The organism is Bradyrhizobium sp. CB2312 (genome assembly GCF_029714425.1).
Lineage (GTDB): Bacteria > Pseudomonadota > Alphaproteobacteria > Rhizobiales > Xanthobacteraceae > Bradyrhizobium.
In genome coordinates this window covers 5,035,982-5,051,956 of sequence record NZ_CP121668.1, presented here as the reverse complement: position 1 = coordinate 5,051,956, position 15,975 = coordinate 5,035,982, and the positions used below count along the sequence as shown (strand labels likewise).

Annotated in this window: 14 protein-coding genes; 4 read left to right on the top strand and 10 right to left on the bottom strand. The window is 63.8% G+C overall.

Going from position 1 to position 15,975, the window contains the following annotated elements:
- Positions 1 to 139 precede the first annotated feature (139 nt).
- The 6 genes from QA642_RS24770 to QA642_RS24745 all read right to left on the bottom strand — a co-directional run bounded on the left by QA642_RS24770 (position 140) and on the right by QA642_RS24745 (position 7,037).
- A complete protein-coding gene (locus QA642_RS24770; RefSeq protein ID WP_283079177.1) occupies positions 140 to 1,747 on the bottom strand; it encodes a sulfite reductase subunit alpha in 1,608 nt (535 codons plus the stop codon).
- Positions 1,744 to 3,525: a NirA family protein gene (locus QA642_RS24765; protein ID WP_283079176.1), complete on the bottom strand. Its 1,782-nt coding sequence runs from the start codon at positions 3,523 to 3,525 to the stop codon at positions 1,744 to 1,746. Before QA642_RS24765 ends, QA642_RS24770 begins: the two co-directional genes overlap by 4 nt.
- 335 nt (positions 3,526 to 3,860) lie before the next feature.
- A complete protein-coding gene (locus tag QA642_RS24760) occupies positions 3,861 to 5,024 on the bottom strand; it encodes a CmpA/NrtA family ABC transporter substrate-binding protein (protein ID WP_283079175.1) in 1,164 nt (387 codons plus the stop codon).
- Entirely contained in the window at positions 5,021 to 5,611 is a 591-nt protein-coding gene (locus tag QA642_RS24755) for an ANTAR domain-containing protein (protein ID WP_283079174.1), read from the bottom strand. The genes QA642_RS24760 and QA642_RS24755 overlap by 4 nt, the downstream gene beginning before the upstream one ends.
- 377 nt (positions 5,612 to 5,988) lie before the next feature.
- Positions 5,989 to 6,246, bottom strand: a complete 258-nt coding sequence (locus QA642_RS24750; RefSeq protein WP_283079173.1) for a hypothetical protein — start codon at positions 6,244 to 6,246, stop codon at positions 5,989 to 5,991.
- A gap of 227 nt (positions 6,247 to 6,473) precedes the next feature.
- Complete coding sequence (locus tag QA642_RS24745) at positions 6,474 to 7,037, bottom strand: hypothetical protein (protein WP_283079172.1); 564 nt, start codon at positions 7,035 to 7,037, stop codon at positions 6,474 to 6,476.
- A gap of 275 nt (positions 7,038 to 7,312) precedes the next feature.
- Here QA642_RS24745 and rimO point away from each other — a divergent pair, with 275 nt between their 5' ends.
- On the top strand, positions 7,313 to 8,632 hold the full coding sequence (gene rimO, locus QA642_RS24740) for a 30S ribosomal protein S12 methylthiotransferase RimO (protein ID WP_283079171.1): 1,320 nt from the start codon (positions 7,313 to 7,315) through the stop codon (positions 8,630 to 8,632).
- Positions 8,633 to 8,843: 211 nt separating this feature from the next.
- Here the strand turns inward: rimO and QA642_RS24735 are convergent, their stop codons facing one another.
- The 3 genes from QA642_RS24735 to QA642_RS24725 form a co-directional block, all read right to left on the bottom strand.
- Positions 8,844 to 9,263, bottom strand: coding sequence for a carboxymuconolactone decarboxylase family protein (locus tag QA642_RS24735; RefSeq protein ID WP_283079170.1), 420 nt, complete (start codon positions 9,261 to 9,263; stop codon positions 8,844 to 8,846).
- Positions 9,196 to 9,627, bottom strand: coding sequence for a MerR family transcriptional regulator (locus QA642_RS24730; protein ID WP_283079169.1), 432 nt, complete (start codon positions 9,625 to 9,627; stop codon positions 9,196 to 9,198). Before QA642_RS24730 ends, QA642_RS24735 begins: the two co-directional genes overlap by 68 nt.
- Before the next feature lie 157 nt (positions 9,628 to 9,784).
- The gene (locus tag QA642_RS24725; RefSeq protein WP_283079168.1) at positions 9,785 to 10,732 is read right to left on the bottom strand and encodes a hypothetical protein; all 948 of its coding nucleotides are present in this window, start codon (positions 10,730 to 10,732) and stop codon (positions 9,785 to 9,787) included.
- Between the two features lie 125 nt (positions 10,733 to 10,857).
- Here QA642_RS24725 and QA642_RS24720 point away from each other — a divergent pair, with 125 nt between their 5' ends.
- The 3 genes from QA642_RS24720 (at position 10,858) to QA642_RS24710 (ending at position 14,227) form a co-directional block, all read left to right on the top strand.
- Positions 10,858 to 12,006 (top strand): tetratricopeptide repeat protein, encoded by a 1,149-nt coding sequence (locus QA642_RS24720; protein WP_283079167.1) that lies wholly within the window; start codon positions 10,858 to 10,860, stop codon positions 12,004 to 12,006.
- Positions 12,007 to 12,127: 121 nt separating this feature from the next.
- Positions 12,128 to 12,769, top strand: a complete 642-nt coding sequence (locus QA642_RS24715; protein ID WP_283079166.1) for a hypothetical protein — start codon at positions 12,128 to 12,130, stop codon at positions 12,767 to 12,769.
- Between the two features lie 267 nt (positions 12,770 to 13,036).
- Positions 13,037 to 14,227, top strand: coding sequence for an acetylornithine transaminase (locus QA642_RS24710; protein ID WP_283079165.1), 1,191 nt, complete (start codon positions 13,037 to 13,039; stop codon positions 14,225 to 14,227).
- Between the two features lie 48 nt (positions 14,228 to 14,275).
- On the opposite strand, the gene metG is transcribed toward QA642_RS24710, so the two are convergent.
- Positions 14,276 to 15,958, bottom strand: a complete 1,683-nt coding sequence (gene metG, locus QA642_RS24705; protein ID WP_283079164.1) for a methionine--tRNA ligase — start codon at positions 15,956 to 15,958, stop codon at positions 14,276 to 14,278.
- Between the last annotated feature and the right edge of the window lie 17 nt (positions 15,959 to 15,975).

Sequence of the window (15,975 nt, the reverse complement as noted above, 5' to 3'; positions counted from 1 at the left end):
AGCTCTCGTAGGGTGGGCAAAGCAAAGCGTGCCCACCACTTAGGGATGGTGGGCACGGCGCGCGAAGGGCGCGCCTTTGCCTACCCTACAGCACCGAGCAAAATCGAAACGAGTTTCCTCGTCTTGATCGAGCTGAAGCTTAGTACACGTCGGCCTGGAAGCGGCCGGTCTTCTTGAGCTCGGCGACGAAGCTGACGGCCTCGTCGGTCGAGCGTGCGCCGAACTGGGCGACGATATCGACCAGGGCGCGCTCGACGTCCTTGGCCATGCGCTTGGCATCGCCGCAGATGTAGAGATGGGCGCCCTCGGCGAGCCAGGTCCATAATTCGCGGCCGACCTCGCGCATGCGGTCCTGCACGTAAAACTTCTTCTCGCCGTCGCGCGACCAGGCCAACGACATGCGCGTCAGAAGCCCCGAGGTCTTCATCGCGTTGAGTTCTTCCTGGTAGAAGAAATCGCAATCGCTGCGCTGGTGGCCGAAGAACAGCCAGTTCTTGCCGGGCGCGCCGGTCGCCTTGCGGTCGAGCAGGAAGGCGCGGAACGGCGCGATGCCGGTACCCGGGCCGATCATGATCACAGGCGTCTTCGGGTCCTGCGGCAGGCCGAAGCCATGCGCCTTCTGCACATAGACCTTGAGCTTCTCGCCCTCAGTGATGCGCTCACCGAGGAAGGTCGAGGCCACGCCGACGCGCTTGCGCTTGCCGATGACGTAGCGCACGGAATCGACCGTCAGCGACAGTTTTCCCGGCGTCGCATTGTGCGAGGACGAGATCGAATAGAGCCGCGGCTGCAGCGGCTCCAGCGCCTCGACGAAGGCTTCGGGATGCGGCCGCGTGCCCGAAAACTTCTGCAGCGCCGCCATGACGTCCAGCGTCGCCGCATCGCCATCGGGGTCCTCGCCCTGCGCCAGCGCCCGCGCCTTCTCGCGCTGCGCGCCGCCGGTGATGAAGGAGATCAGCTCGAACAGCGAGTCCGGCGCCGGCGACAGCGAGACGTCGTCGATCAGCACTTCACGCAGCGTCTTGCCGTTGACCTTGGTGGTGTGGGACGCGCCGAGCAGCGCAATGATCTGGTCGACGAGGCCGACATCGTTGCGCGCGAACACGCCAAAACTGTCGCCGACCACGTAGTCGAGCTTGCTCGCGGAGAGATCGAACTCGATGTGATAGGTCTCCTTCTCCGACTTGCCCTTGTTGAGAAGGCGGCGCGACAGGAAGGTCGCCTCGGTCGGATTGTCGCGCGAGCGGCCGGGCTCGGCGATGGTCACGGTGACGGCGGGCGCGGCCACCGCGTCCGTCTTCTCGGGTGCTTTCGCCGCGGGGGCCTTGTCCAGCTCCTCGTACAGCGATTTCAGCATCCGCGCGGTTTCCTTGCCGCCGGGGACGCAGAGATTGAGCCGCGCCTCGCTGCGGCTCGCGATCGCCTCGGAATAGTCGTGGCAATTGTAGCCGCACTGGCCGCAATCCTGCTGCGCCATCGCCGCCATCATCTTGCGGCGCACGGGACGGCCTTCGGCGAGCTTCATGCGATCGGCGATCGGCACGGTCTGGTCGTGCCAGGGCGCTTCGCCGTCGTCGCCGTCCCCACTTTGCATGACGGCGGCGCCCTGCTCCGCCGACAGCGGCGTTGCGACGTCAGGCGACAGAAGTCCGGCAAAGAAGCCGTTCAGCCAGGAGCGCTGCGCGTCGGAAAACGGCGCGCTGGCGGGAATGATGTCGAGCTTCGGCGGAGGCGTGATCTGGTTCATGCGGACACCTGTGCATCGGCAAGCTTGCGCAGCGTTTCGCCGTCATGGCGGCGCGCAAAGGAGAGGAAGGTCTCGTCGGGCGAGGCGCGATGGGCGAGATAGGCCTTAAGCAGCGCCTCGACGGTCTTCGGCGCGTCCTCGGCCTTGAGGTCGTGATAGACCTCCTGCCCGACATCGGCGTCAGGGCCGAACCCGCCGCCGGTGAAGAGGTGGTAGCCCTCGACGGTGTCCTCCTCGTTCACGGGCACACGCGCGCCGATCAGGCCGATGTCGCTGATATAGTGCTGCGCGCAGGAATGGTGGCAGCCGGTGACGTGGATGTTGACCGGCTTGTCCATCGCGACGCGCGGCTCGCACCAGTCGCCGATCTCGGCGGCATTGCGCTTGGTGTTGGACGCCGCGAAGCGGCAGCCGGCATTGCCAGTGCAGGCGATCAGGCCGGCGCGGATGTGAGAGGCTTCGACCGCGAGCCCGATCTGCTTGATCGCGGCGATGGCGAGATCGACATTCTCGTCGCGCACGCCCGAGATCAAGAGGTTCTGCCAGACGGTCAGGCGGATCTCGCCGTCGCCGAGGTCGCGCGAAACCTTGGCGAGACCGCGCATCTGGTCGCAGCTGAGCTTGCCGAGCGTCAGCGACACGCCGATCCAGTTGAGGCCATCCTGCTTCTGCTTGTGCACGCCGACATGCGCCATTCGGTCCGCGGCAGGTCGCGGCGCAAATGCCTCCTCTGGCACCCGCGCGAAAGGCGTCTTCAGCCGCTCCTCGACCAGCTTGAGGAAGCCGTCATGGCCCATGGCATCGAGCACGTATTTCAGCCGCGCCTTGTTGCGGTTGGTGCGATCGCCATGGTCGATGAAGACGCGCACGATAGCGTCCGCGACAGCGGTCGCCTGCTCCGGCTTGACGATGATGCCGGAGTATTTTGCAAAATCCTTGTGGCCGGTGATGCCGCCGAGGCCGAGCCGGAACCAGACGCCGGGCTCGACGCCAAAACCGTCCTTCACCTCATGCGCCGTGAAGGCGATGTCGTTGGTCTCTTCCAGCACCGCGATCCTGCCGGCGCCGTCGAAGGCGACGTTGAACTTGCGCGGCAATCCGTAGAGCGAGCGGTCGTTGAGAATGTGGTAGTGCCACTCGCGCGCATAGGGCCGCGTGTCGATGATTTCCTGCGGATCGATGCCGGCGGTCGGCGTTCCGGTCACGTTGCGGATGTTGTCGGCGCCGGAGCCGCGCGAGCACAGGCCGAGATCCTGGATGCCCTCGATCAGCTTGATCGCGTGCTTCGGCGGGATCTCGCGCAGCTGGAGATTGGCGCGGGTCGTGACGTGGCTGTAGGGCCCGCAGAGCTCATCGGCGAGATCGGCAAGGCCCGACAGCTGCCAGTGCTTCATGATGCCGTTCGGGATGCGCAGGCGGCTCATATAGGAATCCTGCGTCGGCGCGACGTAGAAGATGCCGTAATAGCGCCAGCGGAAATTGTCCGCCGGGCTTGGCGGGGCGTTGTCGAGCGCCTGCTGGCGCAGCCGCGGATAGGCGTCGAAGGGATGCTCGTCGCGCTTGAACTTCTCCTGGTCGGCAAGCTTCTTGCCCGACGCGATCACCTTGTCCTGCGCCTTGATGTGCACGGCGTCGGGGCCAACAGGCTCCGCGTTCGCCTTGCCGGCGCCGCCGCCGAGACCGCGACCGACGCGGCTGATCTGGAGGCCGGTCGTAAAACCTTCGAGATAGCGCTTCTGCTCGTCGGTAAAGTCGACTGAGACGGTATCGAGTTTCATGATCGGTAACGAAGCTCCTGCGGCCACCTGGTGGCATCGACGGACATTGGCGCGACCCGCGAGGCAGGCGGCTGGCCCTGGAGCCGGCTTTGCTGCCCAACGGTCCGATCAGCTTCGTTGCTGTGGGACTTGGCTCAGCAGGCACCTGTGACAAGCTGGCCGCAGTGCAACATACAAGTTGCGTGCCAGCTTCAACGAAATGAAAACTGAAGTGATTTCAGAGGATTGCGGAAGCACCCGCAGAAGTGCCGCCCTCGGCGCCCTCACGAAATTCGAGCAGTCGGCCTAAAATTTGGTCGATTAGGTTAACCGCCTAAAATATAGGCAAAGCCGAATCAGGCCTTCCAGCGACCCACGGCGAAGGCCTTCAGGTGCCCCAAGATGTCGCCGGGGTCGAATGCCGGGCCGGCGAAGGCACCGAGCCCTGCGGGAGCTTCATCGGGTGGCCGGCGGCCGATGGCGGCATCGTACAGGTCGGGCCTGAACACGGCCATCGCCGTCTTGACGCCATCCGGCGTCAGCGCCGTCCGCCCCCAGCGCACCATCTGCGCATAGAGCCAGGCGGCCTGAACCGGATCCGGACGCCCTGCCCCTTCACGTCCGACCAGCAGGTAGCGGCCGCTTTCGCGGAAGGTGCCGTCAGGCGAAATCTTCAGGCGCCCGACCAGGGTTCGCTGGATCACCTCGACATCGACGCCGATCCGTTCGGGCTGTGCCAGGATCCGCGCCGCTTCGGCGAGGTTCGCCGGCTCCTCGATGAACTCGGCCGCCTTCACCGCCGCGCGCACCAGGGCTGCAACCACGTCCGGATTCTTGTCGGCCCAGACCTGGCGAAGCGCCAGCACCTTCTCCGCGGCGCGGGCCAGGATGTCGGAGGAGAAATGCAGGATGTGGCCGATGCCGAGATCGACCGCGATCGAATTCCAGGGCGCGCCGACGCAGAACGCATCGACATGGCCGTTCCTGAGGCTGTCGACCATGAAGGGCGGCGGCAGCACGACGAGGCGCACGTCCTCGTCGGGATCGACGCCGGCCGCCGCCATCCAGAACCGCAGCTGGTAATTGTGGGTCGAGAACGGGAAGGTCATGCCGAAGGTCAGCGGCTCGGCCCCTGCCTTGCGCCTGATGGTGACGACCTTCGCCAGCGCTTTCGCCGTGGCCATCGGATCAAAACGGTCGCCGTCGATCTCCTCCATCAGCGCGGCATGCAACGCCGGCGAGACCGTGATCGCATTACCGTTGACGCCGAGATTGAAGGGAGCGGCGATCGGCACCTTGACGTGGCCGAGCCCGAGCGAGGATGCGATCGCGACCGGTGCGAGCAGATGCGCGGCGTCGAACAGGCCGATATTGAGCTTGTCGCGGACATTGGACCAGGACACCTCGCGCACCAGCTCGACCTCAAGACCCTCGGCGGCGGCAAAGCCCTTGTCGACGGCGACGATCAGGGCTGCGGCATCGACCAACGGTATGAACCCGATGCGGAGGGGAGCGGTCATTTCAGCATCTCCGACGCGGTGATGATCGACTGGGCGATCTCGCCGATTTTCTTCTTCTCGCGCATCGCGGTGGAGCGCAGCAGCACATAGGCCTCATCCTCGGTGAGGCCCTTCACCTTCATCAGGATGCCCTTGGCCCTCTCGATGATCTTGCGGTCCTCGAGCTGCGACTTGGTGCGCTCCAGCTCCTCCTGGAGTTTTGCGAAGGCGTTGAAGCGGGACACGCAGAGGTCGAGGATCGGCTTGATGCGCTCCTTCTTGAGCCCGTCGACGATGTACGCGGAGACCCCCGCCTCCACGGAGGCTTGGATCGAGGCGGAATCGCTCTGGTCCACGAACATCGCGATCGGCCGCTTCACGGCGCGACTGACCTGGAACATCGCCTCCAGCACGTCGCGGCTGGGGTTTTCCAGATCGATCAGGATGATTTCGGGGTCTACCGCATAAATACGGGCCAGCAGGCTCTGCATCTCGCGGATATGGACCACTTGCGTGAATCCAGCCTCCCGCAACCCTTCCTCGAGGATCGCAGCCCGGATCGGGCTTTCGTCGACAATCACGATTTTCGGCGACTGTTCGGCGCTCATGGCTCACTCACGGCAGGCGATTCATCCATAGCATGCCGGACGCCCATGCAAAGGGTTGTAATTATGGCAATTGGGACTAGCCGAGGCCCGTCAATCAGGCAGATCAGATATGGATCAGACGGCTGCGCCCAAGGTCAGCTTCGTGACGCTCGAGCGTCCCTGAGACAACGAAGGTAAGCTTTTTGAGCGGGCGCTACGAAAAGGAAAAATGCCGCCCGAAGACGGCTGTCGACATCTCTCGGTCGTGGCGATCAATCTCAGTCAAGGTCTCTACGCAGCCGGTCGCTCGCATTCGTCGGAAATCACGACGAGGCATTGGCCTACGCACGTCGTGTCTTGGCGCTCAATCAGGAAGGCTGGCGATTCGATGTCCGTGATCAGTAGCGCCTGACGCGGGCGGTGTGATTTCGGTGATGCGGCCGTACCAACCTTTGCAGTCCCGTCGCGTCGCCGAGCGGTGCCTGCGAGGCCATCCCGTACGCAGAATATCCGCGGTTATCGTTCGAATAGATGGAGAAGGTCGGGTCCGCGGCTGCGGCCGCGGCGGGCTCCGAGGCCGCCTGCCATGCCGAGGCGGGCGTTGCAAGGAGCGCGGAAAGAACGAGGGTCGCGCCCAAAACTTTGAAGCTGGTCATGCTTTCCTCTTGTTGTTGGTGCGCAACCCATGCGCGCGCGGTCCATCGACATGACCGACAGTTAGGCGTTGGCATTCCCCTCGCGCAGGGGTGGCGCAATCACGCTTCGGCGATCAGCGCGCCAACGAAGTGATCGAATGGAGATTCGGCGAACTCGATCGGACCGAGCTTCTACCAATCGGGAACCTTCAGTCCGTCCACCAATTGCCGCATTTGGGCTTATCCCCTCACGGAATCTTGGCGCCGACGATCATCTTGTCGAGAAGTGGCACGGCGGCCAGCACCGCCGCCTCGTTGAGGCCGGAGACCGCTAGCTGCACGACGTAGGAATTGCCGTCCTTGTCGAGATCGGCGTAATGCGCGATCACTTCAATCGGCTGGTCCTTCAGGGACGGATTGTCATAGCGGTTGATAATGACCTTGGGGTTCACCGAGGGAAGCGTGGTGATCTTGGCATTCTCGCCGGATGTCGTCGCCCAATCCCTATCGCTCGTTGCGATCCATTGAACCAATTCGGTCCGATCCTTGTTGTAGCGGCCTTCGGCATAGATGATTGCCTCGGCTTTACCGAATTTCTTCCCATTGGGCACGAACATCGAGGCGCCGTACTTGAGACTCGCGGCCTCGTCCCTCGTCCACCCATCGGGTGCCTTCACGCGTGGCCTGAATTCCGGACACACTCGTTCTTGCCGATCGCAGACATGGATGATCTTGTCGACTTCAGCCCGTACCGGAAACATCGCGCCGCAGGCGGCGGTAACGAAAGCCATGCCGAAGATGAAACGGCGCATCGCAGTTTAGCTCCGTGGAATTATGCGAGAAAGAAAATAACAACTAAAACGTGTGCGTTGGAGCAATTCAGCTCGGCTCCTCCACTCACACAATCGGAACCGGCCTCCCACATCAGGAGCCCTCAGTCAGTCCATACCTCCCGGCCGATCAGGGTCATATACGCGCGAGTACTGCTTTAGCATCGCACCGCATAGGTTAGTTGTTGAATTTCGCCATCGGTTCAATTAGTTGGATCGCTAAATCCGGACAATTCAGATCTAGGCTCCTAGGCGATATGGACAGAGCGCCCCGCATTTCATTCACGTCACTCGGGTGTCCCAAGGCATTGGTGGATTCCGAGCGCATCATCACGCGCCTCCGCGCGGAGGGCTACGAGCTCGCCCGCAAGCATGACGGGGCCGACATCGTCATCGTCAACACCTGTGGCTTCCTCGACAGCGCCAAGCAGGAATCGCTCTCGGCGATCGGCGAGGCCATGGCCGAGAACGGCAAGGTGATCGTGACGGGCTGCATGGGCGCCGAGCCGGAAGCGATCGAGCAGGCCTATCCCGGCGTGCTCTCCATCACCGGCCCGCAGCAATATGAGAGCGTGCTCGATGCCGTGCATCGCGCGCTGCCGCCCGCCCACAATCCGCATCTCGACCTGGTTCCGCCGCAGGGCATCAAGCTGACGCCGCGGCACTATGCGTATTTGAAGATCTCCGAAGGCTGCAACAACCGCTGCACCTTCTGCATCATCCCGAAGCTGCGCGGCGATCTTGTCTCGCGCCCGGCCAATGACGTGCTGCGCGAGGCCGAGCGCCTGGTCGGCGCCGGCGTGAAAGAGCTGCTGGTGATCTCGCAGGACACCTCGGCCTACGGCGTCGATCTCAAATATGCCGAGAGCCCGTGGAAGGACCGCCAGGTCCGCGCCAAGTTTCTGGACCTCGCGCGCGAGCTCGGCGAGCTCGGCGCCTGGGTCCGGCTGCAATACGTCTACCCCTACCCGCATGTCGACGAGGTCATCGCGCTGATGACGCAAGGCACGGTGCTGCCCTATCTCGACATCCCGTTCCAGCATGCAAGCCCCGAGGTCCTCAAAGCGATGAAGCGCCCGGCGGCGCAGGACAAGACGCTGGCGCGCATCAAGCACTGGCGCGAGGAATGTCCGGATCTTGCCTTGCGCTCGACCTTCATCGTCGGCTTCCCCGGCGAGACCGATGCTGACTTCGCCTATCTGCTCGACTGGCTCGATGAAGCCGAGATCGATCGCGTCGGCTGCTTCAAATACGAGCCAGTCGCGGGCGCGACGGCGAACGCGATCGAGAACCCGGTGCCGGAAGAGGTCAAGCAGGAGCGCTACAACGCGCTGATGGCCCGTCAGCAGAAGATCTCGGCGCGCAGGCTGAAACGCAAGGTCGGCACGCGCCAGCAGATCATCATCGACGAGGTCGGCCCGACGGTTGCGAAGGGCCGCTCGAAAGCCGATGCGCCGGAGATCGACGGTGCGGTGTACCTGTCGAGCCGCCGCCCCTTGCGCGTCGGCGAGATCGTCACCGCGAAGATCGAGCGCGCCGACCAATACGACCTGCACGGCAGCGTCGCGGGGTTCTGACGGCGCGCAGATGTTTCCACAGCGTCATGGCCGGGCTTGTCCCGGCCATCCACGCCTTGACGCACAGTGCGAAGTACGTGGATGCCCGGGCCTTCGCCTCGCCGAAGCAGCTTCGGCCGCGCAGGCGGGACAAGCCCGGGCATGACGACCTCGTGTGAATGTTCGCATGCGATGGCGTGTCGCTAAGCTACAGCTCCGTCACACAAGTTCATCACGTCGCTTCTCCCGACGCCTGGCGTCCGTCATGCGCGGAAAACACCTCCTTGGCTGCAAACAGCCCGTTCACCGCCGCCGGAAAGCCCGCATAGACGGCCATCTGCATGATGATCTCCACGATCTCGTCGCGAGACAGCCCGACGTTCAGACCCGCCTCGATATGCACTTTGAGCTGAGGCGCGGCATTTCCGAGCGCCGTCAGCGCGGCGATCGTTGCGATCTCTCGATCGCGGAGGCCAAGGTCCGGGCGGCTGTAAATGTCGCCGAAGGGAAACTCGATCACGTATCGTGCGAAATCCGGAGCGATGTCGGCGAGCGAGGCGACGACCTTTTCGCCGGCTCTGCCGTCAATGCGCGACAGGGCCCGCTGGCCGCGATCGAAGCGGCTTTCGGCGTGTATTTGGGCGTGCGTCATTTTCCTTCGTCCTCTGTTCGTCGCCGACATAGCCGGCGATCTTGGTATCAAGGACGAGCAAGCATTCCTGGAGTTCAGCTATCTGCGTGCGAACCTGTTCCCGGTGGATTTCCAGCAGCTGCCGCCGGGCTGGCCCGGTGGCTTCGCCTTCATCACGAAGCGCCGCATAACGCAACATGTCCCGGATCGGCATTCCCGTGGTTTTGAGCCGGCCGAGGAATTCGATCCATGTCAGGATCGATGCGTCAAAGTCACGCTGGCCGGAACGATCCCGGTCTGCGTATGGCAGCAGCCCGATGCGCTCATAATAACGCAACGTGTGGGTCGACAAGCCGGTTCGTTTTGCGAGGTCGCCGATCTTCATGTGTGCCCGTTCTCGTACTGACGCACGTACAGATACCCCTTCGAGCGCACTCTAAGTCAAGGGGGATCGAAGGTGCCGTTTCCGCGAGGTCAAGATGGCACGACAGCAGAGCATTTCGGCGCGACGGCTGGGCGGCAGCGTCGCGGGATTCCGAGCTTCAGGATGCCGCCAGCCATTTCGGCACCCAGCGCTCCGGGCGCGGGGCGCGGGTGAGGTCGGCCTTCGCCTCGGATAGCAGCGCTGGCTCGCCATCTATCGTCGGCCGCACGTCGTATTCGAAATTCGGCATGACGCGGCCGTCGGCATAGAGGCCGAACTTCATCGCGTACCACAGCCCAAGCTCGGGCTGGGCGCGGCGCATCTCCTCGCGCAAATCGCGCAGCAGGGATTCGATCGAGGCGGCCTCCTCGAACGGCTGCGGCCCGCGCGACAGCACGCGCGCCTCATACTGCTTGCCGACGATCGCGACCTCGAAATGGGTCTTGTCCCAGGGCTTCTTGCCCTTCGGCAGATGCGCAGCGAGCCGCCAGCCGAGTTCGGCCATCAGGCGGTGATTGGCCCAAAAGTCCTCGCGGTCGCGGCTCCATTTTTCGACGAAGCCGCGGAAGTCGGGCAATTCGGCAGGCCCATCCTCGGTCGCCACAGGCTCGCCAACCGGCCGCTCGGCGAGCCAGCGCGCAAGCTCGACCGTCTGGGACTCGACCTCGTCGCGCGGCAGAAGATCGCTCCAGGCCTTGTCGAACTGCTGCGACGTCAGCTTTGCCAGCAGGGCATCGAGGCTCGGCGCCAGCAGCTCGTAATCGCCCTCCGATCCCAGCCCCACGATCGGCGGGTTGTCCCGGTCGAGGCCCGCGCCATACCAGCCGCCGACGGCCGAGCCGTCCGGCAGCCGCATGAACAGCGAGAACCTGTCGCGCAAGGGACTGCCGTCGATGATGGGCGCATGATCGGAGAACTGGCCTTGCAAGGAGAAGCAGCCGACGCTGCCCCAGGGACGCCCCTGCAGCCAGCCGGCGAACTCGACCAGCAGCGGTAACGCGTCGATGCCCGGCGGAAACGCGCCGCGAATGCTGTCGAGGTCGATCGGGTAAAGCGTGTCGGACAAGGCTGAAAACTGTCTGGTTGGTCCCGCCCCTCTTGGTCGGTTCCGGCGCACGTCCGGTTCGAACCAATTCGCGTCCCTCGATCACAAACGCGCTAGAGGCTCCTTTGTTTCTGCCCGGCAATCAAATGACATGCAACCCCAAGACCGCTACCTCGACCGCGCTGTGCGCGATCAGCACCGCATTGATCCTGCTTGCGCTTCCGGTCGCCGCACAATCCCCATCGCCCGCGCAGGCCCGGCAATGGTGCTTCGGCACCGACCAGGTCAGCGACGACGAGCGCCTCGCCGGCTGCACGGCTGTGCTGAAAACCAACCCTTCCCATGCACGGGCGCTGGCCAACCGCGGCGAGACGTTCCGCCGCAAGGGCGAGGCCGAGCGGGCCGTGGCCGACCTCAATCGCGCCATCGATCTCGATCCGAAGGACGCCATCGCCTGGTACAATCGCGGCATCGCCTATGACGATCTCGGCGATCGCGACCACGCCATCGCCGACTATACCAGCGCGATCCGGCTCGCCCCCAATGACGCCCTCTATTACAACAACCGCGGCAATTCCTATAGCGGCAAGGACGACTACGAGCATGCACTCGCCGACTACAATCAGGCGATCAAGCTCGATCCGAAATTCGCACTCGCCTATTACAACCGCGGTACCGCCTTGCGTGAGCACGACGAGGCCGATCGCGCGCTGGCCGATTTAGACAGATCGATCCAGCTCGATCCGAATTATGGCCCGGCCTATGGCAACCGCGCGCGCGTCTATCGTGACCGCGGCGACCGCGCCCGCGCGCTGGCCGATTTCGACAGGTCGCTGCAACTCTCTCCGAATAACGACCTCGATTACTATGCGCGCGCGAACATGTATTTCGAAGGGCACGACTATGCGCGGGCGCTGGAGGACTACGACCGCGCCATCAAGGCGAACGCGAGCTATTCCGCCGTGTTCAACGACCGCTGCATGACCCGCGCGATCCTCGGCCGGTTGCAGGAGGCGCTGGCGGATTGCGAGCAGTCGCTGCGGATGCGGCCGAACGACCCTGATACGCTCGACAGCCGCGCCCTCACCTATCTCAAGCTCGGCAATCTCGACGCGGCGATCGCGGACTACGACGCGGCGCTGAGCACCAAGCCTGCCTACGACAGCTCGCTCTACGGCCGCGGACTCGCGAAGCGCATGAAGGGCGACAACGAGGGTGCGGAGCGCGACATCGCGGCAGCCAAGGCGATCAATGCCGACATCGCCGATGCGTTCGTCCGTTACGGCGTCAAGTAACCCTCTACCGCAAGCATGCCGGGCGGCACTCGCGTGCGATGTGACACTATAATGCATTCACGCAGAGGTCACCGACTCGTCCTAACTCTGCCCGCGCTTTCAACGCGAGCGAGGATCTTTGATGAGCCGCCTCTCACACATGCTGCGCACGCAGCGCTTCGACGATTACCGATTCTACCACCAGAGCACCGTTAACCAGACACTGCACCTCGTCAGCGCGACCATCTTCCTCGGATGCTACGCGCTGCTTTTCAAGGACCCCGCGCTCGCGGGACTGGTCGGCTGGCTCGCGATGCTGACGCGGCAGACCGGGCATTTCTTCTTCGAGCCGAACTGCTACGACGCCGTCAACGATGTCAGCAACGAATACAAGGAAGCGGTCAAGGTCGGCTACAACCAGAGCCGCAAGATCATCCTGCTGCTGGTCTGGGGCAGCGCGCCGATCGCGCTTTATGCCTATCCGACGCTGTTCGGGCTGTTCGATCCTCCCGCCGGCCGCATCGACTTCATCCGCCATGTCGGCGCGCTCTGGCTTGCGATCGGCGTCAGTGGCGGACTTGCCCGCATGCTCCAGCTGTTCGCAACGCGCGACGGCGCGACCGGCCTGGTCTGGGTGTTCAAGGTGCTGACCGATCCCTTCCACAACATCGCGCTGTACTGGTCATCGCCGCTCAAGCTGATGCGCGGCGAGCTGATCGACACCTCGATTGCGGATGCGGACTGGGGCGACGAGGACGGCGAGGAAGCGGCGCATTCGGCCTGATCGGTGCACGCTCGGCGTGCATCGCGCAAACGAGCCGCTTGACAAGCCCTGCCATTCGGCAGTACGGACGCGCCCCATGATCAACGCTCGGACCCGTCAGCGCACCGAAATGCTCCGTCGTCGCTTCCGCGACGATGAGAGGGTGCGCCTTGTCCGACGACGCCGCTGAACCACTAAAATTCAGCCGAGTTTTCGAAGGCCGCACCCGCAAGGTGCGGCCTTTCTGCTTTTTGCGCCTCTTTTTCACCGCCTCCAGAGGAGTTCGATATGACGACGCATCCCTACGACGCGCTGATGGACATCACCGCACGGCCAAAAGCCGTGTTCGTCCGCGGCGCGGGCTCCTACCTCTGGGACGACAGCCGCAAGCGCTATCTGGATTTCGTGCAGGGCTGGGCCGTGAACTGCCTCGGCCACTCCCCGCCCGCGATCGCCGACGCACTCGCGTCGCAGGCCAAGCGGCTACTCACGCCGAGCCCGGCATTCTACAACGAGCCGAGCCTGAAGCTCGCCGCCGCGCTGGTCGAAAACAGCGCGTTCGATCAGGTGTTCTTTGCCAATTCGGGCGCGGAGGCCAATGAGGGCGCAATCAAGCTCGCGCGCAAATATGGCAGCCTGCACAGGAACGGCGCGTTCGAGATCATCAGCTTCGAGGGCGGCTTCCACGGCCGCACGCTGGCGACGATGTCGGCCTCGGGCAAAAAAGCGTTCGAGCCGCTGTTCGAGCCGAAGGTCGCCGGCTTCAAGAAAGCGAAGCTGAACGACATCGGCTCGGTCGAGAAGCTGATCAGCGACAACACTGTCGCGGTGATGCTCGAGCCGATCCAAGGTGAATCCGGCGTGTGGCCGGCGAGCGATCAGTTCCTGCAAGAGCTGCGCGCGCTCACTGAAGAGCACGGCCTGCTGCTCATTTTTGACGAGATCCAGACCGGCATGGGCCGGACCGGAAAGCTCTTCCACTATGAGCACACAGCGATTGCGCCCGACATCATGACGCTCGGCAAGGGCATCGGCGGCGGCGTGCCGCTTGCCGCGCTGCTCGCGACCGAACGCGCCTCCTGCTTCGAGCACGGCGACCAGGGCGGCACGTTCAACGGCAACCCGATCATGTGCGCGGCCGGGCTCGCCGTGCTCGAGGAGGTCTCCAAGGCGGACTTCCTCAAGACGGTCACCGAGACCGGCCTGCTGCTCGAAAGCGAGTTGCAGAAGGTCTCGGCCCGGCACGGGCTCGGCGGCGTGCGGGGACGCGGGCTGCTGCTTGCGCTCGACCTCAAGCTGCCGATCGCGCCCGGCATCGTCGCGCAGGCATTCGAGGCCGGCGTGCTCCTGAATGCGCCGCAGGTCGACAGCTTGCGCTTCATGCCGGCGCTGAACGTCACGCGCGCCGAGATCGCCGAGATGATCGACTGTCTCGACGGGATTTTGACCAGGGCCGGCGCGGCACGGCGCGTCGCCTAGGCTTCGCGATCGGCATGGTGGAACTTCCCTCCGCCATGCCGCCACGGTTCACGCAGCGCCAAAACGTTTCGCGAGATGCGCGGCCCTGTCGGGGTCAATCTTTGTGACGATCGGGGCAAGCTTCGCGACCGGACTGCCGGCATGGCTATCGAGCAATTCGAGACACGGCTTCGTTGGCCAATCCGGGACGACGCCATCAACGCCGAAGGCATCCAAGACCTTCCCCGACAGTTCAGGGATGATGCTCCATGCAAGCACCGCCGACAGACGCACGAGGTTCAGGCCGGTGCGTGTTGCAACCGCGGCCCTGACACGGTCGGATTTGATTGCAGTCCAGGGCGCTGCCTGCTGAAGATAGGCGTTCGCCGCACTCCAGATCGCCCGCGTTTCTGCAGCGGCAGCACGAAATTCCAGGTCTTCGTGATCGCGACGCAGCGAGACGATGCGCTTGTGGAGCTCGGCTCCCAGCTCAAGCTCCAGATCCGAAGGCTCGCCGCCCTCGGGAATACGGCCGTCGAAAACGGCATGCGCAAAGCTGATGATCCGGTTGGCGAGATTGCCGAAGACGTCGGCGAGGTCCTTGTTCACGTCGGCAACGAAGCGCAGCACGGAAAAATCGGTGTCTGCGCTCTCCGGCGCGTTGGCGATCAGCCACCATCGCCAAAGGTCGGCCGGCAGTTCTTCCAAAGCTGCGTCGGTAAAAACGCCACGCTGGGCGCTGGTCGAGAACTTGCCGCCTTCGTAAGTGAGCCAGTGGAAGCCCTTGATGACGTCCACAGTCTTCCAGGATTCGCCCGATCCAAGCAGCGTCGCCGGAAAGCTGACGGCATGGAACGGCACGTTATCCTTGCCGAGGAACTGGATGTATCTGACGTCGTCGGCCTGCCACCACCAGCGTTGCCAATCACGGCCGGGCGCGGCCGCCGCCCATTCCTGCGTGGCGGCGATGTAGCCGATCGGCGCATCGAACCAGACGTAAAACACCTTGGTCTCGAAGCCCGCGCGCGGAACCGGAATGCCCCAGGTCAAATCGCGGGTAATGCAGCGATCCCTGAGCTCTGCCGTCAGCCAGCTTTTCGCCGTCGATACCACGAAGGGTGGCCAGCCGGAGCGTTGGTCGATCCAGCTCCGCAGCGTTTCGACCAGACGAGACTGACGCAGGAACAGATGTCGCGTCGGACGGATCTCGAGCGCCGTATCGCCAGACAGCGCCGAGCGCGGCGCAACCAATTCGTCGGGATCGAGTAGCGCGCCGCAGCCGTCGCATTGATCGCCCCTCGCCTCACGGTGCCCGCAATGCGGGCAGGTCCCCAGCACATAGCGGTCGGCAAGAAATCGCTGATCGACCGGCGACCAGACCTGTCGCAATTCGCGTTCATCAATCAACCCGCCGGCATCGAGCCGGCGATAGAAGTGTTGGGTCAGCGCCGCATTTTCCGGCGATGAGGTCCGGCCGAAATGATCGAACGAAAGGCCGAAGCGGCGATAGATGTCGGCCTGAATCGCGTGCTGCCGGGCGCAGAGTTCGCCGACCTCCTCACCTGCTTTGAGCGCGGCGAGCTCAGCCGGCGTCCCGTGCTCGTCGGTCGCACAGATGAAGAGAACCTCGTCGCCGATTTGTCGCCTGAACCGCGCATGCACGTCGGCAGGAAGCAGTGAGCCGATGAGATTGCCGAGATGTTTGATGCCGTTGACGTAAGGCAACGCACTGGTGATGAGAATCTTGGTCATGGGAAGCGCTCTTTCGC